General features: G+C 70.3%; 15 protein-coding genes, 1 tRNA gene and 6 pseudogenes. 7 read left to right on the top strand and 15 right to left on the bottom strand.

Annotation, left to right across the window (positions count from 1 at the left end):
- Positions 1 to 2 precede the first annotated feature (2 nt).
- The gene (locus tag BJF83_RS13120) at positions 3 to 689 is read right to left on the bottom strand and encodes a DUF4956 domain-containing protein (protein WP_075926519.1); all 687 of its coding nucleotides are present in this window, start codon (positions 687 to 689) and stop codon (positions 3 to 5) included.
- 37 nt (positions 690 to 726) lie between these two features.
- The gene (locus BJF83_RS13115; RefSeq protein WP_075926518.1) at positions 727 to 1,587 is read right to left on the bottom strand and encodes a polyphosphate polymerase domain-containing protein; all 861 of its coding nucleotides are present in this window, start codon (positions 1,585 to 1,587) and stop codon (positions 727 to 729) included.
- A gap of 214 nt (positions 1,588 to 1,801) precedes the next feature.
- Here BJF83_RS13115 and BJF83_RS13110 point away from each other — a divergent pair, with 214 nt between their 5' ends.
- Both BJF83_RS13110 and BJF83_RS31095 read left to right on the top strand, forming a co-directional pair.
- Complete coding sequence (locus BJF83_RS13110) at positions 1,802 to 2,242, top strand: MarR family winged helix-turn-helix transcriptional regulator (RefSeq protein ID WP_075926517.1); 441 nt, start codon at positions 1,802 to 1,804, stop codon at positions 2,240 to 2,242.
- A 110-nt stretch (positions 2,243 to 2,352) separates the two neighbouring features.
- Positions 2,353 to 2,822, top strand: a pseudogene (locus BJF83_RS31095) (hypothetical protein).
- Positions 2,823 to 3,240: 418 nt separating this feature from the next.
- On the opposite strand, the gene BJF83_RS13100 reads toward BJF83_RS31095, so the two are convergent.
- Positions 3,241 to 4,404 (bottom strand): FAD-binding oxidoreductase, encoded by a 1,164-nt coding sequence (locus BJF83_RS13100; protein WP_262391513.1) that lies wholly within the window; start codon positions 4,402 to 4,404, stop codon positions 3,241 to 3,243.
- A 246-nt stretch (positions 4,405 to 4,650) separates the two neighbouring features.
- Between BJF83_RS13100 and sigJ the strand changes: the two genes are divergently transcribed.
- Positions 4,651 to 5,550, top strand: a complete 900-nt coding sequence (sigJ, locus tag BJF83_RS13095; RefSeq protein ID WP_075926516.1) for an RNA polymerase sigma factor SigJ — start codon at positions 4,651 to 4,653, stop codon at positions 5,548 to 5,550.
- Positions 5,551 to 5,902: 352 nt separating this feature from the next.
- Here the strand turns inward: sigJ and BJF83_RS13085 are convergent, their stop codons facing one another.
- From BJF83_RS13085 to BJF83_RS13075, 3 genes are all read right to left on the bottom strand, one after another.
- A complete protein-coding gene (locus tag BJF83_RS13085) occupies positions 5,903 to 6,460 on the bottom strand; it encodes a dihydrofolate reductase family protein (RefSeq protein ID WP_075926514.1) in 558 nt (185 codons plus the stop codon).
- Positions 6,457 to 7,404: a helix-turn-helix domain-containing protein gene (locus tag BJF83_RS13080; protein WP_075926513.1), complete on the bottom strand. Its 948-nt coding sequence runs from the start codon at positions 7,402 to 7,404 to the stop codon at positions 6,457 to 6,459. Before BJF83_RS13080 ends, BJF83_RS13085 begins: the two co-directional genes overlap by 4 nt.
- A gap of 80 nt (positions 7,405 to 7,484) precedes the next feature.
- Entirely contained in the window at positions 7,485 to 8,708 is a 1,224-nt protein-coding gene (locus BJF83_RS13075) for a Dyp-type peroxidase (RefSeq protein ID WP_083678522.1), read from the bottom strand.
- A gap of 245 nt (positions 8,709 to 8,953) precedes the next feature.
- Here BJF83_RS13075 and BJF83_RS13070 point away from each other — a divergent pair, with 245 nt between their 5' ends.
- From BJF83_RS13070 to BJF83_RS29075, 4 genes and pseudogenes are all read left to right on the top strand, one after another.
- Positions 8,954 to 9,268, top strand: a complete 315-nt coding sequence (locus BJF83_RS13070; RefSeq protein WP_075926512.1) for a helix-turn-helix transcriptional regulator — start codon at positions 8,954 to 8,956, stop codon at positions 9,266 to 9,268.
- A gap of 37 nt (positions 9,269 to 9,305) precedes the next feature.
- Positions 9,306 to 9,518, top strand: a pseudogene (locus BJF83_RS29080) (hypothetical protein); the annotation flags it as partial.
- Between the two features lie 471 nt (positions 9,519 to 9,989).
- On the top strand, positions 9,990 to 10,232 hold the full coding sequence (locus BJF83_RS13065) for a hypothetical protein (RefSeq protein ID WP_394329332.1): 243 nt from the start codon (positions 9,990 to 9,992) through the stop codon (positions 10,230 to 10,232).
- A 103-nt stretch (positions 10,233 to 10,335) separates the two neighbouring features.
- Positions 10,336 to 10,813, top strand: a pseudogene (locus tag BJF83_RS29075) (transposase); the annotation flags it as partial.
- A gap of 2,226 nt (positions 10,814 to 13,039) precedes the next feature.
- Here the strand turns inward: BJF83_RS29075 and BJF83_RS13055 are convergent.
- The 9 genes and pseudogenes from BJF83_RS13055 to dnaA all read right to left on the bottom strand — a co-directional run.
- Positions 13,040 to 13,113, bottom strand: a tRNA-Ile gene (locus tag BJF83_RS13055).
- A 180-nt stretch (positions 13,114 to 13,293) separates the two neighbouring features.
- A pseudogene (locus BJF83_RS13050) lies at positions 13,294 to 13,925 on the bottom strand (DUF3566 domain-containing protein).
- A 108-nt stretch (positions 13,926 to 14,033) separates the two neighbouring features.
- Positions 14,034 to 16,616 carry a DNA gyrase subunit A gene (gyrA, locus tag BJF83_RS13045; protein ID WP_075926510.1) on the bottom strand — a complete coding sequence of 861 codons (2,583 nt, stop codon included), beginning with the start codon at positions 16,614 to 16,616 and terminating at the stop codon, positions 14,034 to 14,036.
- An 87-nt stretch (positions 16,617 to 16,703) separates the two neighbouring features.
- A complete protein-coding gene (gene gyrB, locus BJF83_RS13040; RefSeq protein ID WP_075926509.1) occupies positions 16,704 to 18,641 on the bottom strand; it encodes a DNA topoisomerase (ATP-hydrolyzing) subunit B in 1,938 nt (645 codons plus the stop codon).
- A 451-nt stretch (positions 18,642 to 19,092) separates the two neighbouring features.
- Positions 19,093 to 19,596, bottom strand: coding sequence for a DUF721 domain-containing protein (locus BJF83_RS13035; RefSeq protein ID WP_394329331.1), 504 nt, complete (start codon positions 19,594 to 19,596; stop codon positions 19,093 to 19,095).
- 79 nt (positions 19,597 to 19,675) lie between these two features.
- The gene (gene recF / locus BJF83_RS13030) at positions 19,676 to 20,809 is read right to left on the bottom strand and encodes a DNA replication/repair protein RecF (protein WP_075926508.1); all 1,134 of its coding nucleotides are present in this window, start codon (positions 20,807 to 20,809) and stop codon (positions 19,676 to 19,678) included.
- Between the two features lie 89 nt (positions 20,810 to 20,898).
- Positions 20,899 to 21,803, bottom strand: a pseudogene (gene gnd, locus BJF83_RS13025) (phosphogluconate dehydrogenase (NAD(+)-dependent, decarboxylating)).
- A gap of 109 nt (positions 21,804 to 21,912) precedes the next feature.
- A pseudogene (gene dnaN, locus BJF83_RS13020) lies at positions 21,913 to 23,049 on the bottom strand (DNA polymerase III subunit beta).
- Positions 23,050 to 24,124: 1,075 nt separating this feature from the next.
- Positions 24,125 to 25,657, bottom strand: a 1,533-nt coding sequence (dnaA, locus tag BJF83_RS13015) for a chromosomal replication initiator protein DnaA (protein ID WP_262391512.1), incomplete at its 5' end; no start/stop codon positions are given.

Genomic DNA, 25,657 nt, shown 5'->3' with positions numbered 1-25,657 from the left:
GATCACAGGTCCGTCTGGTCGTAGCCGGTCAGGACGGTGGCCTTCTGGCCGGAGTTGACCGCGCGCAGCTGGTCGATCAGGTCCCCGGCCCGCACGCCCTTCTTCAACCGCGCCGTGTAGGCCAGCTCCAGCAGGGCGCCGCCGCGGACGGTCTCGGTGCTGATCAGTTCGTACTCGTCGGTGTGGCGGATGAGCACGTCGTCGAGTTCCGGCTCGTGGTCGACGCCGTCGGCGGGGACCTGGACCTTGACCACCTGGCGCTGGACGTTCAGCGCGAACCAGTTGAAGCGGTGCATGAGCAGGATGACCGCGCAGATGACCAGGGTGGCGATGACCGCCAGCGTGTAGAAGCGGGTGCCGCAGGCCATCCCCACGCCCATGACCAGGAAGATGAACCCGACGTCGCGGGTCTCCTTGATCGCGTTGCGGAAGCGCACCACGGACAGCGCGCCCACCAAGGCGAACGCGCGGGCGATGTTGGATCCCACCACCAGCATGATCAGGGCGATGAGCATGCCCAGGATGACGAGGGTGTGAACGTAGCTCTGGCTGTAGGAGATGTTGCGGTGCGTGGAACGGTAGGTCCACGCGACCACGAGGCTGGTCAGGAAGGCCAGGGACAGTGCGAGGACCACGTCCGCGACACTGAACGTGCCGGACAGGTCGGTGATGCCGAAGTCAAGGTTCATGGTGTGCTCTCGGGTCGGGTCGGTCGTGGCCGCCGGGTCAGGAGGCGGCGGTGTGGAGGGCGGACTCGTCCCCCTCCGGGACGTGGAAGACCGAGCGCGGGGCCATGCCGAAGACCTCCACGCTCTGGCAGTACTTGGAGATCCGCTCCACCTGGAGGTTCAGGCGCGCGGCCATGTCCGTCACCCAGTAGGGGGCGCGTTCGTTGGCCTTGACCTCCATCACCACGAGGTGGGGGTCGACGATGTAGCGGCTCTCGGCCTCCGCGCGCAGATCGAAGTCGCGGTCGCGGCCCCTGACGCGGTGGTCGAGGGTCACGCGTAGCCCGAGGTCGGCGTCGACGCCGACGTGGGGTTCGCGGCGGTACCCGGTCATGGCGGTGGGCCGCAGGTCGAGCCGGACGATCAGGTCGAGGACCTCGTCGACGAAGGCCTGGTCCGCGCCGGGGTGCTCGATGCGCACGCGCCGGTCGCACAGGGCCCGCGCCTGGTCGTAGGGGAGCAGGACGCGCCGCTTCTGGGTGACGCGGTTGACCCGCTGCTTGATCTCGACCGACACGGGTGTGTCCTCGGGTGCGGGCCCGACCTCGCCGTAGCGCCGGACCCGCAGTTTGCGGCGGAAGCGCAGGCCCTCGATCTTCTCGTGGTAGAAGCGCAGCGCCCGGGTGTCGTAGTAGACGCTCCAGACGCCGTATCCCGTGCCGTCGCCGTTGCGGTCGGGACGCATGCGCGCGGTGAGTTCGGCTCGCACGTCGGCCACGCGGGACACGGGGACCAGGTACTTGAGTTCGTACCGGTTGAAGGCGTGCAGTGTGCTCGGCGTCCGGAGCCGGTGACCGGCCCCGCTCTCCCCGGCGGGTCCCCCGGGACCGGCGGACCTGGGGGATCGTGGTGATCGCACGTCGGCTGCCCTCCTCTTGTGGTGATGACGAGAAGGACACAAGTCGACATGTGTGTGACGCGGGGCAGAACTTCCTGGGATTTTCCTGGGAGGCGGGGTGGAACCGCAGGTGGGAACGGGGCTCCTGGCCAAGGTTGGATTCGGGTGAGAACCCCGGGGCCGGGAGCTGTTCGCCGCCGGGCGCGAAAGGCGCGCCGTGGGGGAGACTGGAACGGTGAGCACCGAGAGCACCCGCCCCGAACCGCCGGTGACGAGCCCCTCCGTCATCGTGTTGACTCTGGCACGCCGGCTGGAGGCCGAACTGAACGCCGCGCTCGCTCCGCTGGACCTGACGGTCGCGCGCCTGGCCCTGCTCGGCCACGTCGCCAGCCTGCCGGGCGCCTCGTTCAGCGAACTGGCGCGCATGGGCGGAGTCACGGTGCAGAGCGTGCACACGGGGATCCGGGCGCTCCAGTCCGCGGGGCTGGTGCGCGACCTCACCGCCCGCGCGGGTTCGGCGTCGGAGATCGAACTGACGCCCCGGGGATCCGACCTGCTCGACAGGGCACGGGAGGTGATCGGCGCGGTCGACGAGAAGATGTTCGGTCCGGAGGCGGAGCCGGTCCCCCGGGAGATCGCGCGGACCATCCGCGGGGCGTTCCCCGGGGACGGCTGACCCCGGCCCCTCCCGCCCATGGCGTTCTCCCGGCGTTTCCCGCCCCCACCTTCAACCCTGTTGAAGCATGGGCTAACCTTCAAACACACTGAAGGTTGGAAGGAGCACCGATGGAGCACGTCCTACTCTCGGTCCACGTCCTGGCGAGCATCGTGTTCGTCGGCGGCGCGACCGTCGCCACGAGCCTGTTCCCCCGCTACGCGCCGGTGGCCGAACCGCGCCCGCCGCGCTGACCGGCGCCACGGCCCCCGAGGACGAGCGGAGCCGCAGGGTCGCCCTGTCACTGCACCGCACGACCCGCGTCTACTCGATCCTCGGCGTCACCGTGCCCATGGCCGGGATCGCCCTGGCCGTCGCGCAGGGCCGGATGGGGGAGATCTGGATCAACGTCTCCATGGTCCTCACCGCCGCAGCGGGCGTGCTGCTGGCCTGGCAGATCTACCCGCGCCAGCGACGAGCCCTGCGCGAGCCGGGCGACCGCGGGGCGCTGAGCACGCTCTCGATGCTCACCGGCGTCTTCAACCTGCTGTGGGCGGCCGTGGTCGTGCTCATGATCGTCCGCCCCGGTGACCACGCCTGACCGCCGCCCCGCCGACGAGCCACTGGAGGCACAGCCGTGGACACACTCGACGACCTGAATTCGACATCCCTTCGGGGAGCGCCCGCACGATGTCGGCTTCGCGGGCGGTGAGTTTGGACACCGAGTCGACGCGGAACAGCGTGTCCTCGGGGTCGGCCCGCACGGCTTCGCCGCCGTCGGCTCCGGTGTCGGCGTACCCGCAGCCGCGTGCGGTGAGGAGTTCGCCGCCGTGCGCGGCGGATCGGCATCGCGGTCGCGACCTTCAAAGGAGGCGGCGCCCCCGTTCGGCGGACGTGTCCCCTTGTCGACACGTCGCCGAATCGCCTCCCCGACATCCGGGATTCGCCTCCCGCTCCGCGGAGGGCGGAGCGGGAGGCGAACGGTCGGCTCCGTGGGGAACCCGTGGTCGGCGGGGCGTTCAGCCCAGGACCGGGTAGTTGCTCCGGATCACGCCGCGGGGGTCGCGGTCCCGCTTGACCTCCCGGAGCCGCTCCAGCGCCCCGGCCGGGAAGGCGGACGCCGCTGTCTTCCCCGGCGACAGCAGGGTGAAGGGGGTGCGCCCGCTCACGTACGGTGCGAGCGCCGCGGCGAACTCCTCCTGGCGGGCCCGCACGCCCGCGGCGGCCTCAGGGGTACCGGGCACACCGAACATGTACAGCGCGTACGGCTCGGCCATCGGACCCTGCGGGCTGTGGGAGGGCCCGGCCAGCGCGCCGCCCAGGTGGCGGACCTGCGCGAGCAGCATCGGCGCGACGGGAGCTCCGAGCAGCGCCTCGGCGGCCCCGTCGTCCAGGCCGGTGAGCAGCTCGGCCCGGGAGAGGCCCGGAGCCGGATCGAGGGGGTCGGAGGTGACCGAGCCCAGGTCGGCCGGGGAGAGCAGGCCGCGCGAGTCCGACAGCGGGGCGCCGACTCCCTCCAGGGGGCGCAGCAGCTCCTTGGCCTCGGCCTCCCCGCCCAGGTAGGTGACGTCCACCACGACCATCGCGTCCTGCCCTGGCACCTGGAGGCGGGTGAGCCACGTGCTCAGCTCCCCGGGGGCCGTCGCGGTGACCCGCCGGAAGGCGTCCATCGCCGCCTCGGCCCGGTGCCCCGGCCAGACCATCCGGCCGCCGTACAGTGCGGGAGCAGGGTGCAGGTCGAACTCCATGGCGGTCACCAGCGCGTGGTCGCCCCCGCCGCCGCGCAGCGCCCAGAACAGGTCGGGGTCGGACTGGGCGGTGACCCGGCCCCGGGCGCCCTCGGCGTCCACGACCTCGAACGCGGTCACGCTGTCGGACGCCCAGCCGAACGCACGGCCGAACCAGCTGACCCCGCCGCCCAGGGTGTAGCCGACCGCGCTCACGCCCGGGGAGCTGCCCGCCAGACCGGTCAACCCGTGTGGCCCGGCGGCGGCCTGCACCCGGCCCCACTTCACCCCCGCCCCCACCCGGGCGGTGCGGCCGCGCGGATCCACTTGCACCTCGTCCAGGGCTCCCGTGCGCAGGAGGATCACCCCTTCCGTGTTGCCCGAGGCGCCGTGCCCGCTGGGCTGTGCCGACACGGTGAGCCCGGCGGTCCGGGCGAAGCGGACCACCGCGGCCACGTCGTCGCGTCGCGGCCGCCACCACGGCGGCCACCGGCTGGCTCACCGCCAGGTTCCACGGCGCGCGGGCCGCCTCGAATCCCTCGTCGCCGTCCACAAGGACGCGGCCGTCGACGATGGTGGGAAGCTTGTCCAGGGTTGTCACGAGCTCGCTCCTCGGGTGTGCGCCTCAGGGCGCGGGGCCGGTCAGGACGGCCCGATCGATTCGTCACCCTTCTGACGGATCCCGAAGGAAAGGTGTGACGGGTGGACACGAAGAAATCTCTGGCCGAACGCTTCGAGGAGCAGAGGGGGCGCCTCCACGCGGTCGCCTACCGGATGCTCGGCTCGCTCGCCGAGGCCGACGACGCCGTCCAGGAGGCGTGGATCCGGCTGGGCCGCGCCGACGCCGAGGAGATCGAGAACCTCGCGGGGTGGCTGACCACGGTGGTGGGCCGCGTGTGCCTGGACATGCTGCGCTCGCGCGCCTCGCGCCGCGAGGACCCGGTGGGCGCGCACCTGCCGGACCCGATCATCACCCCCGCCGAGTCCTCGGGGCCCGAGCACGCGGCCGTCATGGCCGACTCGGTGGGTCTGGCCCTCCTCGTCGTCCTGGACACGCTGCCGCCCGCCGAGCGCGTGGCGTTCGTCCTGCACGACACGTTCGCGGTGCCCTTCGACCAGATCGCCCCGATCGTCGACCGGACCCCCGCCGCAGCGCGCCAGTTGGCCAGCCGCGCCCGCCGCAGGGTCGAGGGCGCCGCGCCACGTCCCGACCCCGACCCGGCCCTGCAGCGGCGCGTGGTGGACGCCTTCCTCTCCGCCGCGCGCGGCGGCGACTTCGAGGCGCTCCTGCGGGTCCTGGACCCGCGGGTGGAGACACACGCCGACTGGGGCGCGCTGCGCCCGGGGGTGCCGGCCGTGGTCCACGGCGCCGAGGCCGTGGCCCGATCGGCGATCAGCTACGCGCGTCCCGCGGAGTGCGTGCGACCCGCCCTGGTCAACGGTGGCGCGGGGGTCGTCGTGCTCGACGACGCGGGTCGGCCGTTCTCCGTCATGGGGTTCACCGTGGTGGACGGGCTGATCGTGCGCATCGACGCGCTGGCCGACCCGGTGCGCCTGGCCCAGCTCGACCTGGCCGGCCTGGCCGGAGACGGACGGGACTGAACGCCCCGCCCCGCGCCCCGTCGGCCCACACCAGGTCCGGACGGGGCGCGTCCACGGCCTCCCACGCGAACCCGTCCGGGGCGGTGACCATCCCGGCGTCGACGTCGGCCGACCGCGCCACGGTGAGCGCGAGCGTGCGTCGGCGGAAACCCGTCGAGGTCTCCCGCGAGGCCCGCAGGCCAATCAGCGAGACCAGGCCCACGGCGGTCTGGAAGCGGTGGGCGGCCTCGGGGTCGGCCACGCCCAGGGTGACGGACGTGATGCTTGCGGTGTTCGCCATGCCCGTCACGTCAGTTCCGGCCGCTCGACGGACGCTTCTGGATTCCTGATCGGTCCGGTGACCGGTCGGGCCTCAGTCGCGGACGACCTCGTACCTCAGGCAGGCGAAGGCGCCCACGAGCCGGGCCTCCAGGGCGCGCAACCGCACCCGCCCGTCCAACAGGGGAGCGCCCCCGCCCAGGCTGACCGGGGCGATGGACACGGCGACCTCGTCGAGCAGACCCAGCCGGGCCAGGTCGGCGGCCAGGCGGCCTCCGCCGACCACCCACACGTCGCGGCCGCCGGCGGCCCTGACCATGTCGGCGTGCAGGTCCCGCAACTCCTGGTCGGTGTCGGCACTGGCGAAGCGCAGGTCACCCTCGATCCTGGGGAGTTCCCGGTGCGTGAGGACCCAGGTGGGGGCCTGGTAGGGCCAGGGCGTGTCGCCCTCGTGCTCCAGGATCCACTCGTAGGTAGTCGCGCCCAGAACGATCGCGCCCGCCCCGTTGATGAAGTCCGCGGTCTCCTTGAGCGCGTCACTGTCCTCGGAGCCCGGTGCGCCCCCCTCCACCGCGAACAGCCACTCCAATGAGTTGTCCTGGTCGGCGATGAACCCGTCGAGGCTGGTGGCGGTGTTGTAGACGGTCTTCACGTCGTGTCTCCTCGTCGTTCGTTACGGTGGTGCAGCCATTCCAGGGGGTCGCCGTGGTCGACCTCGACCCCGGCCGAGCGCAGCATGTGCCGGACGGTCTGCCTGCGGTGCGCCGCGTAGGTCAGGACGTGCGCCACAACCCCGCCGAGCATGAAGCTCTCCGGTGGGTCGCACAGGGCGTCGACGAAGCGGTCGCCCCAGGCGTCCCGGCGGCCGATGTCGTCCACGGCCGCGATCCAGCGCGCGCCCGCGTCCTCGTGGCGGATCCGCAGCGACTCCGGATCGTCGGTCCCGCGTTCGGGGAAGTCCGCTCCCTCGATCGAGGCGAGCCAGACCTCCTTGGCCCACACCAGGTGCTCCAGGGTGGCGGCCACGGACTCCTCCGGGCCGTCCCAGGGCAGGACGGTGCGCCCGGGGTTCCACGCCCTCCGGTAGTCCTCCTCGGGCAGGTCCGCGGCCAGGCGGATGAGCCTCGCGGAGTCGTCCACGTCGTGGTGGATCTGCAGCGCGGTCAGGTCCATGGCCGGTCGGCTCCTCGGGTTGCCCTCCACCCACAGGTGCAGCGGAGGGTGGAAGTGGATCCCGTTGGGAGAGGGCAGCCACCGCCCGCTCCCGGCGGTGGTGGCGCTGGGCGGATGACCGAACGCCCGCGCGAACGCCCGCGTGAACCCCTCCACGGTCGCGTATCCGGCCGTGAAGGCCGCGTCGGTGACGCTGGCGCCCTGACTGATCTGCCAGGCGGCCCGCTCCAACAGGACCCGGCGGCGCAGCGCCACCGGCGACTCCCCGGTGTCCCGGGAGAACCGTCGGCTGAAGTGGAACGGCGAGGAGTGGGCGCTGCCCGCCATGTCCGACAGGCTGGTGTTGTCCTCGTCCAGGACCGCGTCGAGGAGTTCACGCAGACGGTCGCGCCCCGGAGGCGGTTCGTCGGTGGGAAGGGTCATGTGACCAGTATGTTCACGACGCGGCCGTCGCCGCTTGACCGATCTTGCCCTGTCGGGCCGAAGACGGTGCGCCTACGCGGTCACAGGATGCCCGTGCCCAGCGGTCGGTCCTCGACCGCCCCGGGGAGCACCAGGTACAGACCGGTCCCCCTGTGCTCGGTGAAGGGGTACAGGGGGTCCTTCCTGGTCAACAGGTTCTGCATCCGTATGAACAGGCGGGGGTCGTCCATGAAGGCGAGGAAGAGCAGCCCCTGGTCGTCCCACGAGTCGGCGTAGGCGAAGCCCCGTCGCAGCATCCGGTCCCCGTCGTGGCTTCGGGCGTGGGCGAGCGCCATGTGGGCGTCGTCGGGGATGACCGGGGCGCCGTCCGCGGTCACCGCCGCGAAGTCGGGTTCGTCGGTCTCCCTCTGCTGGCCGAGGGGCGCCCCGGTGTCCTTGTGCCGCCCGATGACGCGTTCCTGGTCCGCCGTGGACAGCGCCTCGAAACGGTCCACTTTCATGTGGATGCGCCGGAAGACCATGTAGGTACCGTCCGCCTCGGCCCCCTGGCCTATCCACACGAGCCGCTCGGACTCCTCCGCCGTGGGGTTGGAGATGCCGTCCTTGTGCCCGAAGAGGTTGCGGGAGGCCCCTCCCCCCGGGGCCGGGGCGACGAACCCCCTCTGCCGCCAACGCGGCGACAGGGTGTCCGCCGCCTCGGCCAGCAGGTCGGCCGCGGTGGCGACGGTCCAGACGTCGTCGGCGCACAGTTGCACGACCAGGTCGCCGCCGCTGTGGGCGTCCTTGATCCGGTCTCCGGGAAAGGCCGGGAAGTCGGCCAGGAGCGGGGGCCGGGACAGTCCCAGCCGGTCGAAGGCCGTGCCGCCCAGACCCACGGTCGCGGTCAGGCGGGAGTGGCGGGCGTGCGCGAGGACCTCCGGTCCCTCGCCCCGGTCGATGACGGACGTCAGCTCCCGGGTCCACGTGTCGAGGACACCGCGCAGGGCACGGCGGGCCTGGTCGACGCCCACCCCCTCCGGCAGGTCGAAGGCGGCGAGGAGGAGGTCGGACTGGTGCGGTGTGGTCACACCCGCCTGGCGCCGGCCTCGGAAGGGTGCGCCGTCCGCGGCGACTGCGGTGTGCGACGCGGACGGGCGGGCGGCGACGGCGGCCCCGGCCGCGAGCCCGAGCGTTGAGGCGATCAGTCCGCGCCGGGTCGGGGCGGGGTCCTGAGGTGAGCTCATGGGCAGCCGTTCTTCGAGCAGCGGGCAGGCGGCGTCGCGGGCCGTGACCCCCGACCGGAACACCACCCATTGTATTTTCATCGACACTGTCGGTCACATTTAGTCGCTCGGCGCGCCGCCGCGTGCGACACGACCCGAGCCGCTGTTTCGAACGGGGGTGTCCCCAGGTGCGGCGCGGGACCCGGACGCGGAGGAGGGCGAAAGCGTGCGGAGGCGTCACGAGGACGGCCTGGGAGCGCCGCCAGGGACGGGCGGGCCGACTCGGCCGCCAGGTCGGCCCAGCGGACGATTCGCATCAGCCCCGACTGATATGCCACTATCAGCGCATGCTGACGTCAGCTGACAATGATCTGATCAGGGCGTTGGGAGACCCGCTGCGCCTGCGTATCGTCTCCCTGCTCGCCCACGAGACCCTCTGCACCACGCATCTGGTCGAGGAGACCGGTGCGAAGCAGACGAACCTGTCCAACCACCTGCGCGTCCTGCGCGAGGCCGGGGTGGTCGAGACCGAGCCGTGCGGGCGGTTCACCTACTACCGACTGCGCCCCCAGGTGCTGGAGGGTCTGGCCGGGGCCCTGGGCGAACTCGCCGTCACCGCGCGCCGGACCATCGCCGCCGACGCCAAGAGGGCCTGTCCATGACCCGCGCCGACGCCGCGGCCACCGCCGACTGCTCGCCTCCACCGACCAGGCGCTCGCCGGGGTCGTGGGCCCGCTCATCGAGGCGCCGGTCCTCGTCGCCCTGGTCCACGTCTCCCTGCCCTGGCGGCGCGGATTCTCCCCGAACGGCGGTAGGACGTCAGTCCCTGCGCCAGGACGCGGTCCGACAGGCGATGCCGTGGGGTCCCCAAGGCCAGATGACGGGCACATCGGAGCCGTGCTCCCCAGGTAGAGAAACTAGGCCCTGAACAGGAAAAACGGGGTGGGCGCACTCGGAATTGAACCTGGGCCTCCTTGTAGGGTCGATCATGCTCCCCTGGAACGTCCGCCGACTCGTCTCCCGACCGGCGGTCGGTCGACGTTCGGCGGTGTCCGCCGCTGTCCGGCGTCGGCGATGTCAGGTCCTGGTGTCGGCGAAGAGGGGAACACTCGACTGGCAGCGCTCGGCGCATCAGGTCCCGACGAAGCCGCTCAGCACCGAGCTGGCCGGTGACGATCCGACTGCGCTCCAGAGGATCCTACGAGGGCGGCGCATCTGAGTACGTGAGCTCATGCGTGGCGCCAACCACACCAGCATGCTGAGCGGCATGCGATCAACAGCCTGTCACCCAACAACGGATCGGTGGTCGTTATGAGGCGCGGGGGTAGACCGTCGAGAGGCGAGCAGGTTGGGGCGAGCGTTGCCCTGCTCGCTATCGACCTGATGGTCATCGCCTGGTTAGTGCTCATCCAGTACGGGATGGCTGGCTGGGCCGACAGCTACGACAGTGGCAATCCGCCCAGGGCGCCCCAGGAAGCGTTGCGGGGAATGTGGATCCTGGCAGGCGGCGCCGTCGTCACAGGCGGTGGTCTTCTCGCCTTGGGATGGCGCATTCCCGGCCTCGTGCAATTGGTTGTCCTGGGAGTCGGAGCGGGGCTGCTCGCCTACCTCGCCGCCCGTGGATGACACACACCGGAGTCCACCCCGACACACCGCTCCCCGGCGCACGCCCCTACAGAACCACGGTTGGCAACGGCGCCCCGCGATCCCGGCGCCGACCAGTCCGCCGGCGTTGTGGACCCAGTTCCTGCGCGGCTCGCGCTCCCGCGGCCTGGACGGGGTGCAACTGGTGGTCTCCGACGCCCACGCGGGGCTGGTCGCCGCCATCGCCACGGTGTTCCTGGGGGGCGACTTGGCAGCGGTGCCGGGTCCACTTCGTGCGTGATGTCCTGGCCAAGGCGCCCAAGGGATCGGGGGAGATGGTCGCGGCCGCGACCCGCACGATCTTCGCCCAGGCCGACCCCGAAGCGGTGCGTTCCCAGATCGCGGTGGTCACTGACCTGCTGGGCCGCCCGTTCCCACAGGTCGAGCAGATGCTCACCGAAGCGAGCGTCGACATCACCGCGTTCCCGGGCTTCCCGGTGGCGCATGGGAAGAAGATCTGGTCGACCAACCCGTTGGAGCGGTTGAACCGGGAGGTCAACCGCAGAGCAAACGTGGTGCAGGTCTTTCCCCACCCCGCGGCGTTCGGGCGGTTGGCCGGGGCGGGGCGAGTGGGAGGTGACCTACACCAAAAACCGCGCGTCCGCAGCTCAAACACCCGAACACCGCGCATAGGCCGCATCCGATCCTCGCGCACCCGTCCCGGCGACACCCCGAGGCGATCTGGGAATTTCTGGAAATGCCAGACACGCGACCACGCGCACGCTATGCTTTCGGCACCTTCTCCGCAGTGCGTCGCTGGAGGCGGACACGGCCTGCTGCCGGAATCCGTCCCTCCTTCCCAGCGACAGCGCCCGGAGCCCGCTCTTTTTGGTATTTATGGAGGTCACATGCCCGTCGCAGAATGCTTCGCGGTCATCCCGGTGGTCACATACACACAGACTCGGGCCACCGATTGGCTGTACCGCCACGCGCAGAGGCTCGGGATGTCCAGCACGAGGCCGAACGTCTCACAGGCCATGAACGACGTCTTCAACCCGAACCAGGGGAAGGCTTCCAGAAGCAATGTCCTGATCGGTGAGGGCGACGAAGGCAAGGTTAACCAGCTGACCACCGACGTGATGCACGCGAGCGCCGGCAAGGTGGGCGTTTCGGCGATGAGCATCTGGTACGCCGTCGAGCGTGGGTCCAGCTTCACCATCGTGCGGATCGTGGCCTTCGGTGAGCACGTCGACAAGGCCTCCTACGTCATCAGGATGGGGCAGCCGAGCGGCAGCGACGGTCCCGGATTCTACTGCCAGAGCAACAACAGGGTCGGACCCAATGGCGGGGGCCCGTCACAGCAGAATTCCAACAACGGCGGCACCGTGCCCGTCAAGCCGATCGCTAAGTTCAAGCAGAAGCTCAACGAGCGGCGAATCGTCCCGGACGCGATCGACGCCGTCACGGACAGGGTCAAGAGGCACAATAAGAACTTCCGGGAATCGAACGTCCGGAATCTGAAGGACGCCCTCGAGGCGGCCGTGCAGGACGTGAAGCTGCAGACCTTTCCGCAGCCTGTGGCGGACGACGTGAACATGATCAGCGACAAGGGCGTCAGCTACATACGCGTCGACAAAAACGGCACGGTCCGCGGCGACGCCGACGTCGTTCTCAACAACGACGGCAACGTCGTTGTCATCGACGACGGCCCCGTCCTTCTCGACGACAACGGCAACGTCGTTGTCGACGACAACGGCAACGTCCTTTTCAACCCCAACGCCGTTTTCGACGACGACGGCAACCTCCGTTTCGATGACAACGGCAACGTCGTTGTCATCGACGAGGACGAGGACGACGAAAACAACGACAACAACAACAACAACGACAACAACAACGACAACGACAACAACAACGACGAGGACGACGAGGACGACGAGGACGACGAGGACGACGACAACGACAAGGTCAAGATCAAGATCAAGGCCACCCAAAGCGGCTGGTCCACGGTGAAGGAGGACGTCTACCTCTCACAGTTCGGTAGCATCGCTGTCTTCTGGGCGAACATCGCGAATTCCGTGGGAGTCGTCGCCGTCGGTGAGAGGCAGGGCGACGGCACGTATGTGACCTTCGCCCAGCTCGGGCAGAAGGAATTCCCCTTCAAGCAGAACGCCCGAATCAACAGGGACGGCAGCTCGGCCGAGTGAGCTGAGCCCGTTCCCGCGGCAGGGTGCCGCACGGCGTGTACCCGGGCCCAGGACGCCCTGGTCAGCACGATCCAGGTCGCTGCCCGCACCAAGGACGCCACGGGCGTCCTTGCGCTCCCCAAGGGGCGGGCAGTGGAACGGGGCACCTCGTGGACGATGCGTGCCAGGCGCGGCGCAACGGACTGCAAACGCCCCGTGCTCCGCCGCCCGGCCGCTCACGCCGTGAGCCCGAAGCGGGCGACGCCCCTGGCCCCGGCCGCATGAGCATCCCCCCGCCGTCGTTGGGTTGGGCCTCGACCGAGGCCCAACCCAACGACGAACCGGAGGTCGTCCACGCCGAACAGCGCCGTGAACCCGCGCGGGGCGGATGCCGGACAGCGTGCGTGCCTACGGGCACGGGGACGGCCGCGTATCGCCTGACGGCCCGGGGCGGTACCGCGCGAGAGAGCGGGGACCAGTCGTCGTGGCGGTACGGGTCCCCGTCGCGCATCGGGCAGCGGAACGCGCGGACCGTGAACTCCTCCGAACACATAGCGACGAAGCGACACAGCAGGACGGGCCGGGCGACTGAGGCCGTTGCTGTCGCCACTGCTGTCAAAGGCCCCCGCCGGTTCCCGGCGGGGGCCTTTTCGCAGTTGACGAGTGTGGGCGTACCAGGACTTGAACCTGGGGCCTCATCCTTATCAGGGATGCGCTCTAACCGACTGAGCTATACGCCCTCGTTCCTCGTGGAACTCTACCGCATCCCAGTACGCGGAGCGAACCGGTTCGATAACGCGTAAGCGAGAGGGACACGGGACTCCGCGTCCCTCTTCACCTCCGATTTTACCGAGTTTCCCGAGTGCTCGGACCGGAGCGCGAGGGGCCCCGGGCGCGGCGTCCGGGGCCGGGCACAGCGCCTACTCCGCCTCGGTCAGCGTGACATCCACGCCACCGACCAGGTCGGCGACCAGGTTGTACACCATCGCGCCCACCGTGGACAGGGCGGTGATCAGCACGATGTTGAGCGCGCCCACCACGCCCGTGTACCCGAGCACCCGGCCCGGGGAGAACCACGCGGCAGGGTCGAGGCCGAGCTCGTCGTCGCCGCTGTCACCCTCCAGGAGCGCCTCCATCATGCTGGTCACCTCGTCGAAGACGCCCAGCATGGACAGCGTCGCGTAGATCACCGCGACCGCGACGAACAGGATGATGAAGCACACCAGCGACACGACGAAGCTGAACTTCATCACCGACCACGGCTCCACGCGGGAGACCGTCAGGTGCGCCTTACGACTCGACATGGTCGCCTTCACGCGCCCGGCCCCTCGCGGACCGAGGTCTCGGAATCGGTCACTGCCGTCTCTCCCGCCTCTGCGTGGTCCTCCACGGCCTGCGTCACCTTGGCTGCTGAGTCCTCCTCCTTCGTGGGAGGGGTCTCCTCGACGGCCTGGGTCTCGACCGTGTCCTTCTCCGCAGCCTCGTCACCGGCGGTCACCGCCGTGTCCGCTTCGGATTCGTTCGTGGGGGTGTTCCGCTGGTTGTCAGACATAGAAACGTTACCGCTGGACTTTCGTTGAGACAGGTGGATGCCGCGAAGAGTTGTCCCGTGGGGCTCGCGAACGGAACCCCACGGGACCAATAGGACCTAACGCGCAGTCTAGGCCTCGGGGTTTCCTTCCTCGGTCACCGCGACCTCGGCCGTGTCGCCGACCTCGCCCTCGCCGGTGTCCTCGGCGGCCTCGGCGTTGCGTGCCACGGCCACGATCTTGTTGCCCTTGTCGAGGTTCATCAGACGCACGCCCATGGTGGTGCGGCCGGACTGCTTGATCTCGGCGGACCCGGTGCGGATCACCCCGCCGGCGGAGGTGATCGCGAAGATCTCGTCCACCTCCGGGTCGACCATCATCGCCCCGACCAGCTTGCCGCGCGCCTCGACGACCTTGGCCGTCAGGACGCCCTTGCCGCCCCGGTTCTGCACCGGGTACTGGTCGGCCGGGGTGCGCTTGGCGTAGCCGTTCTCCGTGGCCACCAGGACGTCGGAGGGCCCGTCCCCGGGCCGGATGACGTCCATGCTCAGCAGGTAGTCGCCCTCCATGAACCGCATACCGATCACACCGCTGGTCGCGCGGCCCATCGGGCGCAGCGACTGGTCGGAGGCCGGGAAACGGATCGCCTGGGCGTCGCTGGAGATCAGCAGCAGGTCGTCGTCGGCGAAGACCAGCCGGGCCGCGATCAGCTCGTCGCCCTCGCGCAGGTTGATCGCGATGATCCCCGCCGCCCGCGCGGAGTCGAAGTCCTCCAGACGCGACTTCTTCACCAGGCCGTCACGGGTGGCGAGCACCAGGTACGGAGCCGCCTCGTAGTCGCGCAGGGCCATGATCTGCGCGATCTCCTCGCCCGGTTGGAAGGGCAGCAGGTTCGCCACGTGCTGGCCGCGTGCGTCCCTGGCCGCCTCCGGCAGCTCGTAGGCCTTCGTCCGGTACACACGGCCCTGGTTGGTGAAGCACAGGATCCAGTGGTGGGTGGTGGTGACGAAGAAGTGCTGGACGATGTCGTCCTGTTTCAGCTGGGCGCCGCGCACCCCCTTGCCGCCGCGCTTCTGCGCCCGGTAGTTGTCGATCCGCGTACGCTTGGCGTACCCGCCCCGGGAGATCGTGACGACCACGTCCTCCTCGGCGATGAAGTCCTCCATGCGCATGTCGCCCTCGAAGGGGATGATGTGCGTGCGCCGCTCGTCGCCGTACTTGTCGACGATCTCGGCCAGCTCCTCGCGGATGATCGACCGCTGGCGCGGGTCCGAGCCGAGGATGTCGTTGTAGTCGGCGATCTGCGCCATCAGCTCGTCGTACTCCGAGGTGAGCTGGTTGCGCTCCAGCGCGGCCAGCTTGCGCAGCTGCATGTCGAGGATGGCGCGGGCCTGGATGTCGTCGATCTCCAGCAGACCCATCAGGCCGGTGCGGGCCTCGTCGGCGGAGGCGCTGGCCCGGATGAGGCTGATGACCTCGTCGATGCGGTCCATCGCCCGCAGCAGCGCGCGCAGGATGTGCGCGCGCTCCTCGGCCTTGCGCAGCAGGTAGCGCGTCCGACGGACGATGACCTCGACCTGGTGCTTGACCCAGTGCCGGATCATCTGGTCCAGGCGCAGGGTCCGCGGCACACCGTCCACCAGCGCGAGCATGTTCGCGCCGAAGGTCTCCTGGAGCTGGGTGTGCTTGTAGAGGTTGTTGAGCACGACCTTGGCGACGGCGTCGCGCTTGAGCACGATCACCAAGCGCTGACCGGTACGGCCGCTGCTCTCGTCCCGCACGTCGGCGATGCCGGTGACCTTGCCGTCCTTGACCAGGTCGGCGATCTTCAGCGCGAGATTGTCCGGGTTGACCTGGTAGGGCAGCTCCGTGACCACCAGCGTCTGGCGACCGCGGCTGTCCTCCTCGACCTCCACGACCGCGCGCATGGTGATGGAGCCGCGGCCGGTCCGGTAGGCCTCCTCGATCCCGCGCTTGCCGACGATGAGTCCGCGGGTGGGGAAGTCGGGGCCCTTGACCCGCTCGATGAGCGCGTCCAGCAGCGCCTCGTCCCCGACCTCGGGGTTCTCCAGGAACCAGTTGACGCCGTCGGCGATCTCGCGCAGGTTGTGCGGCGGGATGTTGGTCGCCATGCCGACCGCGATGCCCGACGATCCGTTGACCAGTAGGTTCGGGAAGCGCGCCGGCAGGACGACCGGCTCGGCGGAGCGTCCGTCGTAGTTGGGCCGAAAGTCGACGGTCTCCTTGTCGATGTCCCGGAGCATCTCCATGGCCAGCGGCGCGAGTTTGCACTCGGTGTACCGCATGGCGGCCGCCGGGTCGTTGCCCGGAGAGCCGAAGTTGCCGTTCGGGTCGACCAACGGCATACGCATCGACCACCACTGCGCCAGGCGCACCAGCGTGTCGTAGATCGCGCTGTCGCCGTGCGGGTGGTAGTTGCCCATCACGTCGCCGACGACGCGGGCGCACTTGAAGAACCCGCGGTCGGGGCGGAACCCGCCGTCGTACATCGCGTACAGCACGCGCTGGTGGACCGGCTTGAGGCCGTCGCGCACGTCGGGGAGGGCGCGTCCGACGATGACCGACATGGCGTAGTCGAGGTAGCTGCGCTGCATCTCGACCTGGATGTCGACCGGTTCGATCCGATCCCTGACCGGGCCTCCGCCAGCGGAGTCCGCACCCTCAGGAGAGTCCGGGTTGTTCGCATCCGTCACGGATGTCGATCCCTTCTACGAAGCTTCGTTGAGCGTGGTTCTCCCGCCCGGCCGCCACCCGAGGGGGCGCGGCCCGGGCGGCACGGACTAGATGTCCAGGAAGCGGACGTCCTTGGCGTTGCGCTGGATGAAGGAGCGCCGGGACTCGACGTCCTCGCCCATGAGCACGCTGAACATCTCGTCCGCCTGGGCCGCGTCGTCCAGGCTGACCTGGAGCAGCAGACGGCGGTCGGGGTCCATGGTGGTGTCCCACAGCTCGTTGGCGTTCATCTCGCCCAGACCCTTGAAGCGCTGGACCATGTCGCGCGGGCGCGGGTCCTTCTTCCCGGCGGCGATCCCGGCCTCGATGACCCGGTCGCGTTCGGCGTCGGAGAAGGCGTAGCTCGCGTCGCTGCCGCGCTGGTCCCACTTGACCTTGTACAGCGGCGGCGACGCCAGGTAGACGTGACCGGCCTCGACCAACGGCTTCATGAAGCGGAACAGCAGGGTCAGCAGCAGGGTGCGGATGTGCTGGCCGTCGACGTCGGCGTCGGCCATGAGGATGATCTTGTGGTACCGCAGCTTGTCGGCGTCGAAGTCCTCGTGGATGCCGGTTCCCAACGCGGTGATGATCGCCTGGACCTCGTTGTTCTTGAGGATGCGGTCGATCCGCGACTTCTCGACGTTGAGGATCTTGCCCCGGATCGGCAGGATCGCCTGGTGGTGCGGGTCGCGGCCGCCCTTGGCGGAGCCGCCGGCGGAGTCGCCCTCGACGATGTAGAGCTCGCACTCCTCCGGGTTGGTCGACTGGCAGTCGGACAGCTTGCCGGGGAGGGAGGTGGACTCCAGCAGGGTCTTTCGGCGGGTGAGGTCGCGAGCCTGGCGGGCGGCGATCCGGGCGCGGGCGGCCTGGCTGGCCTTGGAGACGATGTCCTTGGCCTCACCGGGGTTGCGCTCGAACCAGTCGCGCAGGTGCTCGTTGGTGACCCTCTGGACGAAGGACTTGGCCTCGGTGTTGCCGAGCTTGGTCTTGGTCTGGCCCTCGAACTGCGGGTCGGCGAGCTTGACCGAGATGATCGCGGTCAGGCCCTCGCGGATGTCGTCGCCGGTGAGGTTGTCGTCCTTGTCGCGCAGGAGCCTCTGGTCCCGCGCGTACCGGTTGACCAGGGTGGTCAACGCGGAGCGGAAGCCCTCCTCGTGGGTGCCGCCCTCAGCCGTGTTGATCGTGTTGGCGAAGGTGTGCACGGACGAGGTGTAGGACTGGTTCCACTGCATCGCGATCTCGACCGAGATGCCCTCGCCGTCCTCCTCGAAGGAGATGATCGACGCGTGCGCGGCCTCCTTCTTGGCGTTGATGTGCCGGACGAAGTCCGACAGACCCTCGTCGTAGTGGAAGGTGTTGACCGTCGGGCCGTCGTCGGTGTGCTCGGGCCGCTCGTCGCGGATGGTGATGGACAGGCCCTTGTTGAGGAAGGCCATCTCCTGCATCCGGCGGGCGAGGGTCTCGATGGAGAAGACCGTGGTCTCGAAGATGTCGCCGTCTGGCCAGAACGTGATCTGCGTCCCGGTCTCGTCGGTCTCCTCGCCCCTGACCAGCTCACCGGTGGGCGCGGTCATCTCGTAGTGCTGGTTCCAGACGTGCCCGTCCTTGCGGATCTCCACGTCCAGGGCCGTGGACAGCGCGTTCACGACGGAGACGCCCACGCCGTGCAGACCGCCGGAGACCGCGTAGGACTTGCCGTCGAACTTGCCGCCCGCGTGCAGCGTGGTCAGCACGACCTCGACGGCCGGACGCTTCTCCACGGGGTGCAGGTCGGTGGGGATGCCGCGGCCGTTGTCGGCCACCCGCACGCCGCCGTCCGCCAGCAGGGTGACCTCGATGGCGTTGGCGTGCCCCGCCAGCGCCTCGTCGACGGAGTTGTCGACCACCTCGTAGACAAGGTGGTGCAGGCCCCGCTCCCCGGTGGAACCGATGTACATCCCTGGGCGCTTGCGTACTGCCTCAAGCCCCTCAAGGACCGTGATTGATCGAGCGTCGTAGGCCAAGTGGGAACACCCTCCTGCTGGGGACGCCTGCCGACCGTGGCCGAGCGGACGGCGGTCAGCCCGCGGGGCGGTGACCGAAGGGGTCGGCGTACCGCGACACCAGGGGGATCACCACACCATCGCACGGGCCGTCCGCCCACCCTCTCCTGGGGGCGCGGGACCGGCTACAGGCATCTGAAGAACCGGCTCCATGATACCCCGCGCGGTGCGACAAAAGAGCATTCGCGGCGCTGTGCCGCTCGACAACGAACGTTCAGGGAGGGAGACGACTCCCTACACGCGGGTGGGCCCTTCCGCAAGTTCCGGTGCGGTTCAGTGGCCGTTGGGTCACTCCGCCCCGACCGTCGTCCCGGCGCGCCCGAACGGCCCCTCCGCGCCGTCCGGATGGCCGGACCGTCACGGAAAACCGCTTTGACCTGCACGAACACAGACCCGCAGGTGGTCGGAGCGGTCATCGGCGACGGGACCCGGGGCCCTTGACGTCGATGGAGACGATCGTTCCCTCACCGAGTTCCTCGTTCAGGCGGCGCATCAGATCGCGCGCCATCGACCGTCCGAGGGCGGCACTGGTCGGCGAATCAGCCGCCACGACGAGTTCTCCCTCCGCGTACTTCACCGGCCGGAGATGCTGGGCGTTGAACTCGCCGACGATGTCCGCCCACCGGCCGAACACCCCGCCGACCGCGACCTGTTCCTGCCAGCCGTGTTCGATGAGCCACGCCCGGACGGCGTCGCCGAACAACTGGGGCTCGTTGCGTGACCGGATTCGGCCACGCGCCCGTCGACGCGGGGCGGCGCCCCGGGGAACCGCCCCGCGCTCGCGGGCCTCGGCGCGGGCGCGGGCCAACGCCTGCCGGGCGAGGTCGGCGCCGGACACGGCCGGCGGCGGGACGGACGCCGCCGGGTCCGGGGCGTCCACGGCGGGCGCCGCCGCGCCGCCCCGGGCGTTGTCCACAGGGTGTGGACGGACCTGCCCGAAGCCCGTCCTCGGACGCGCGGCCCCCTCCCCGCGGTCCACGGGCTGTGGACGACCCTCACGCATGCTCGACCACCCCCGCGCTGACCGTGAAACGGACGCCGTCCAACTCCTTGGGGATGTCGTCGGGCACCGCGGCGGTCACCAGGACCTGTTCGGCGTCGCGCACGCGCTCGGCCAGGCGGCGGCGGCGTTCGGTGTCGAGTTCGGCGAACACGTCGTCGAGGATGAGTACCGGGTCGTCACCGTCCGCCCGCAGCAGGTCGAACGCGGCGAGCTTGAGCGCGAGGGCGAAGGACCAGGACTCGCCCTGGCTCGCGTACCCCTTGGCGGGCAGGTCGCCCAGTTGGAGGTGGAGGTCGTCGCGGTGCGGCCCGACGAGACTGACTCCGCGCCGGAGTTCGCGGTCCCGCGCCCCGGCCATGGCCGCGCGCAGTGTCTCCACCAGCCGCGGACGGTCGGCCGGCGGCTCCCCGCCCTCGGGGTCGGCCGAACACCGGTAGGCGGACACCGCCGGCCCGCCGGAGTCGGCCAGGCCCGCGTAGGCCTCCAAGACGCGCGGCCGCAGCTCCGCCACCAGCGCCGTCCGCGCGGCCAGCAGTTCCGCTCCGGTCTCGGCCAGGTGGGCGTCCCAGACCTCCAGGGTGCCGAGGTCGGGCGCCGAGCGCTGCCCGAACATCCGGCCCGAGGCCGACTTGAGCAGGGCGTTGCGCTGCTTGAGCACCCGGTCGTAGTCGGAGCGCACCCCCGCCATCCGGGGAGCGCGCGCCACGAGGAGGTCGTCGAGGAAACGCCGTCGCTCCCCGGGGTCGCCCTTGACCAGGGCCAGGTCCTCGGGGGCGAACAGCACGGCGCGCAGGATCCCCAACACGTCCCTCGGGCGTCCGGCCGCGGACTGGTTGATCCGGGCGCGGTTGGCCCGGCCGGGGTTGAGCTCCAGGTCCACCACCATGTGGCGGTCCTCGCGCACGATCTTGGCCCGGACGACGGCCCGGGGCGCGCCCTGGCGGATCAGGGGCGTGTCCGAGGCGACCCGGTGGCTGCCGAGGGTGGCCACGTAACCGACCGCCTCGACCAGGTTGGTCTTCCCCTGGCCGTTGGCGCCGACGAACGCGCTCACGCCGGGGTCGAGTTCCAGCAGGACGTCGCCGTAGGACCGGAAGTCGACCAGTCGCAGATGGGAAACGTACATCCGGCCCTCCTCCTGGGACGGTGGCGCTGGACGGCGGACACGGGGTCCGAGGACGCGTCCGCACGGGCGCGTCCTCGGAGCTGCGCGGATCAGTCCCGGGAGGGAGTGCGCGGGTCCGGGCCGGACTTGGTCACGGCGTGCCCGCCGAACTGCTGGCGCAGGGCCGCGACCACCTTCATCGCCGGGCTGTCGTCCTGGCGTGAGGCGAACCGGGCGTAGAGCGCGGCGGTGATCGCGGGGGCGGGGACGGCGTGGTCGACGGCGGCCTGCACCGTCCAGCGGCCCTCGCCGGAGTCCTCGGCGTAACCGCGCAGCTCGGAGAGGTCGGGGTCCTCCTCCAGAGCCCGGCTGAGCAGGTCGAGCAGCCAGGAGCGGACGACCGTGCCCTCGCGCCAGCTCTCGAAGGTCCCCGGGACGTCGTCGACGATCCCGGACGCGCCCATGAGCTCGAAGCCCTCGGCGAAGGACTGCATCATGCCGTACTCGATGCCGTTGTGGACCATCTTGACGAAGTGACCGGCGCCGACGGCGCTGCGTGCACGAAACCGCCGCCTTCGTCGGGGGTGAGGGCCTCGAAGATCGGACGGGCCCGCTCGACGTCCGCCGCGGCGCCGCCGACCATGATGCCGTAGCCGTTCTGGCGGCCCCAGACTCCGCCGCTCACGCCGACGTCGAGGTAGCCGACGCCCTTGGCGCCGAGCTGCTCAGCGCGGGCGCGGTCGTCGGCGTAGTGGGAGTTGCCGCCGTCGATGAGCACGTCGCCCGCCTGGAGGAGGCCGCCGAGCTCGTTGACGGTCGCGGTGGTCGGGTCGCCGGAGGGAACCATCACCCACACGACGCGGGGTGCCCGCAGACGCTCGACCAGCGCGGCCAGGCTCGCGACGTCCCGTTCGTCGGAGGAGACGTCGTAGCCGACGACCTCATGGCCCTTCTCGCGAAGGCGGGCGGCCATGTTGCCGCCCATCTTGCCGAGACCGATCATTCCGAGCTGCATGGCAGTGCTCCCCTTCGCCGCCGGTGAACAGGTGGGCGCCGTCCGGTCCGGGCGGTGGCCGCGGACACGGGACGGCAGACGCGCGTCAATCGAACCGAACCCGGACCGGTCAGCCGGACAGGCGCACCGGCATGATCAGGTAGCGGTACTCGGGCTCCGCGCCCTCCTCCGCGGGCTTGCCGGTGAGGATCGCCGGTTTGGTGGAGGTCGTGAAGTTCAGGCGGGCGGTGTCGGTGCCGATGGCGCCCAGGCCGTCGAGCAGGAAGCCCGAGTTGAACGCGATCTGGATGTCGTCGCCCTCAAGGTCCGCCTCCAGGACCTCGACGGCCTGGGCGTCCTCGCCGGTCCCGGCCTCCAGGACCAGGCGGCCGGGGCTGAACGCCAGCCGAAGCGGGGTGTTGCGCTCGGCGACCAGCGACACGCGCTTGACGGCCTCGACGAACTCGGACCGGCTGACCTCGGCGACGGTGTTGAAGCTGTCCGGCAGCAGCGCGCGGTACTTGGGGAACTCGCCGTCCAGGAGGCGGGTCGTGGTGCGGCGACCGCCGCCCTCGAAGCCGATCATGCCGTCGCCGGTCGCACCGCTGGAGAGCGCGATGGAGACCTCGCGCCCGAGGTGAGCGACTTGGCGGTGTCGTGCAGCGTCCTGGCCGGGACGAGCGCCACCGCGGACAGTTCGGGGTTCTCCGGCTTCCAGGTCAGCTCGCGCACGGCCAGGCGGTAGCGGTCGGTGGAGGCGAGCGTGATGGTCTCGCCCTCGATCTCCACCCGCACGCCGGTGAGCATGGGCAACGTGTCGTCCCGGCCAGCGGCGACGGCGACCTGGCCGACGGCGGCGGCGAAGGCGTCACTGCCGACGGTGCCGCTCACACCGGGCATCTCGGGCAGGGTCGGGTAGTCCTCGACCGGCATCGTCGTGAGTGTGAACTTGGCGCTGCCGCACGTCACGACGCTTGGCGCCGTCGGTGGAGATCTCCACGGGTTGTGGGGGAAGGTTGCGGGTGATCTCGGCCAGGAGCTTGCCGGGGACGAGGACCGTACCGGCCTCCTCGACCTCGACGTCGATCGCGGCCTGGGTGGAGACCTCGTAGTCGAAGCCGGACAGCCGCACCTGCTGGCGGCCGTCGAACTCGCCTGCGTCGAGCAGGACGCCGACGAGGACCGGGACCGACGGGCGCGTCGGGAGGGTGCGCGCGGTCCAGGCGACTGCGTCGGCCAATACGTCGCGTTCGACCCGGAACTTCACTTCGACTCACTTTCCGCACGACCGGTGGGCCGGTCGAAGCCTCAACGTTGCAGCTGGTGGGTCGGCCGAGGGCACCGACGCGGGTGGGTGACCGCCAGCGAGGGCGGGTACGTGGGCACCACCGGGTCCGCCTCGGTTCCCGTGGGACCGTCACTCGGGTGGGGCGGCGGTGGACAGGGGCGACACCACACGTTACCCGGATTCCTCCCCCGTCGCTGACGACTCGGCGACGGACCGCCTCGGGTCGTCGATCGGAGCGTTGTCCACAGATTTCCCGCGGAGCGTTGTGAAGCCACGTTTGGGTTAATGAAGGTGCGTCGTAGTAGTAGGGCCTGTGGATAGTGTGGATAACCCTTGTTATCGCAGGTCAGAGTGGAGATTTTTATCCACAGGGCCTGTGGGTATCCCTGTGGGTAACTCGGAGGCCCTGTGGACGGCCGAGGTCGCCCACAGGTTGTCCACACTCTGTCCACAGCTGTGTCCACAGTTTTTCGCCTGGTTGTCCACAACCACCGGTGGTTCGGTGATCCGATGGTGGGGCAGAGCGTCCACAGGAGGACCCCCGGTTACCCACAACTACGGAGCACTTGTCCACAGGTTTTCCACAGGGTTATCCACAGAATTGACCCCCCTCCTGTGGATAACTCGGCCGAGAAAGTGGAGAACTTTTTTTTCCGGGCCCCCGGGCAGACCACACGAACCTGGACGAACCGGTTGTGCACAGGTTTGTCCACAGCCCGGTGCGCGGGTGCGCGCGGAGGGGAGGCGAACCGCCAGGACAGCGCAGCCGCCGAGCCTGGTGTGGGCGGCTCGACAGCGGTGGCGAGCCCGACGCGGACGGGGAAAACGGTGCGGCGTCGGACAGGGCGGCGTGTCTGCGCCGATCGCGGGGTGAAGTCGGCGCGTCCCTCCCGTTGTCCCCAGAGCCTGTGGATAACCCCCTGCCGTGGGGTGGTGTCCGGCGCCGCAGACGGGGGCCGGACGAACCCGGTGCGGGCACCGGTGTGGACGGCGGGGGAACGCGTCGGGGCCGGTCCGCGCGCGGACCGGCCCCGACGACTCCCGTGTCCCCGGCTCAGGCGAGGGGGGGCTGATCCTTGATGCGGCTCGTCAGCTCGTGCACCTGGTTGTAGATGGACCGCCGCTCGGCCATGAGCGCCCGGACCTTGCGGTCGGCGTGCATGACCGTCGTGTGGTCCCTGCCGCCGAACTGCTGCCCGATCTTGGGCAGGGACAGATCGGTGAGCTCACGGCACAGGTACATCGCGATCTGCCGGGCGGTCACCAGCACGCGGGAGCGCGAGGTTCCGCACAGGTCGTCGATGCTCAGGCCGAAGTAGGCCGCCGTCTGGGACATGATCGCCCCCGCCGTGATCTCGGGGACCTCGGTGCTCGGCACGAGGTCGCGCAGCACCTGGCCGGTCAGGTCGAGGTCGACCGACTGTCGGTTGAGGCTGGCGAAGGCCGTGACGCGGATCAGCGCCCCCTCCAGCTCGCGGATGTTCGTCGAGATCTTGCTGGCGATGAACTCCAGCACCTCCGGCGGCGCGGCCAGCCCCTCCTGGGCGGCCTTCTTGCGCAGGATGGCGATGCGGGTCTCCAGTTCGGGCGGCTGGACGTCGGTGAGCAGTCCCCACTCGAAACGGCTGCGCATCCGGTCCTCCAGCGTGGTCAGCTGCTTGGGCGGCCGGTCGCTGGAGATGACGATCTGCTTGTCGGAGTTGTGCAGCGTGTTGAAGGTGTGGAAGAACTCCTCCTGGGTCTGCTCCTTGTTCTCCAGGAACTGGATGTCGTCCACCAACAGGACGTCGATGTCCCTGTAACGGCGACGGAACCCGTCCGCCTTGCCGTCCCGGATCGAGTTGATGAACTCGTTGGTGAACTCCTCCGAGCTGACGTAGCGCACGCGCGAGCCCTCGTAGAGCCGGTGCGTGTAGTGCCCGATGGCGTGCAGCAGGTGCGTCTTGCCCAGCCCTGACCCGCCGTGGATGAACAGCGGGTTGTAGGCCTTGGCGGGCGCCTCCGCGGCAGCGACCGACGCCGCGTGGGCGAACCGGTTGCTGGAGCCGATGACGAACGTGTCGAAGGTGTACTTCGGGTTCAGCCGCGCGTGCTCGCCCGCCGGGATCTCCTGGGACCGGCCCGGAGGCGCGTCCGGGACGTCCGGGCGCGCCTCCCCGACCGGTTCGGACCCCTCGGCCGGCTCCGGCGCGGCGTCGGGACGGTCCGCACCGGCGGGGACGGCGGGCGGCGCCGGGGCGGAGGCGGCTGCCGCCGTGGGGGACACCGGCGGCCGCGGGGTCTCCCAGCGGTTCGGTTGGTCCCAGTCGGTCTCGTCCCAGGTCGGCTGCTGCCACGACGCCCGTGCGGGCCGCTCCTGCCCCGACGGCTCCCACGCGTGCCGAGTGTCCGGCTCGGGGGCGGCGGGAGCGGGGTTCGGCTGCGGCGCGGGAGTCTCGGTCGGGGGTGTCCCGGTCGCCGGTTGCGTGGGACCGAGGACGTCACCCCAGTGCGGGCCGCTCCTGCCCCGACGGCTCCCACGCGTGCCGAGTGTCCGGCTCGGGGGCGGCGGGAGCGGGGTTCGGCTGCGGCGCGGGAGTCTCGGTCG

It is taken from the genome of Nocardiopsis sp. CNR-923 (genome assembly GCF_001942255.1).
Lineage (GTDB): Bacteria > Actinomycetota > Actinomycetes > Streptosporangiales > Streptosporangiaceae > Nocardiopsis.
The sequence above is the reverse complement of the archived record's forward strand: the minus strand, read 5'-3'. Positions and strand labels throughout refer to the sequence as shown.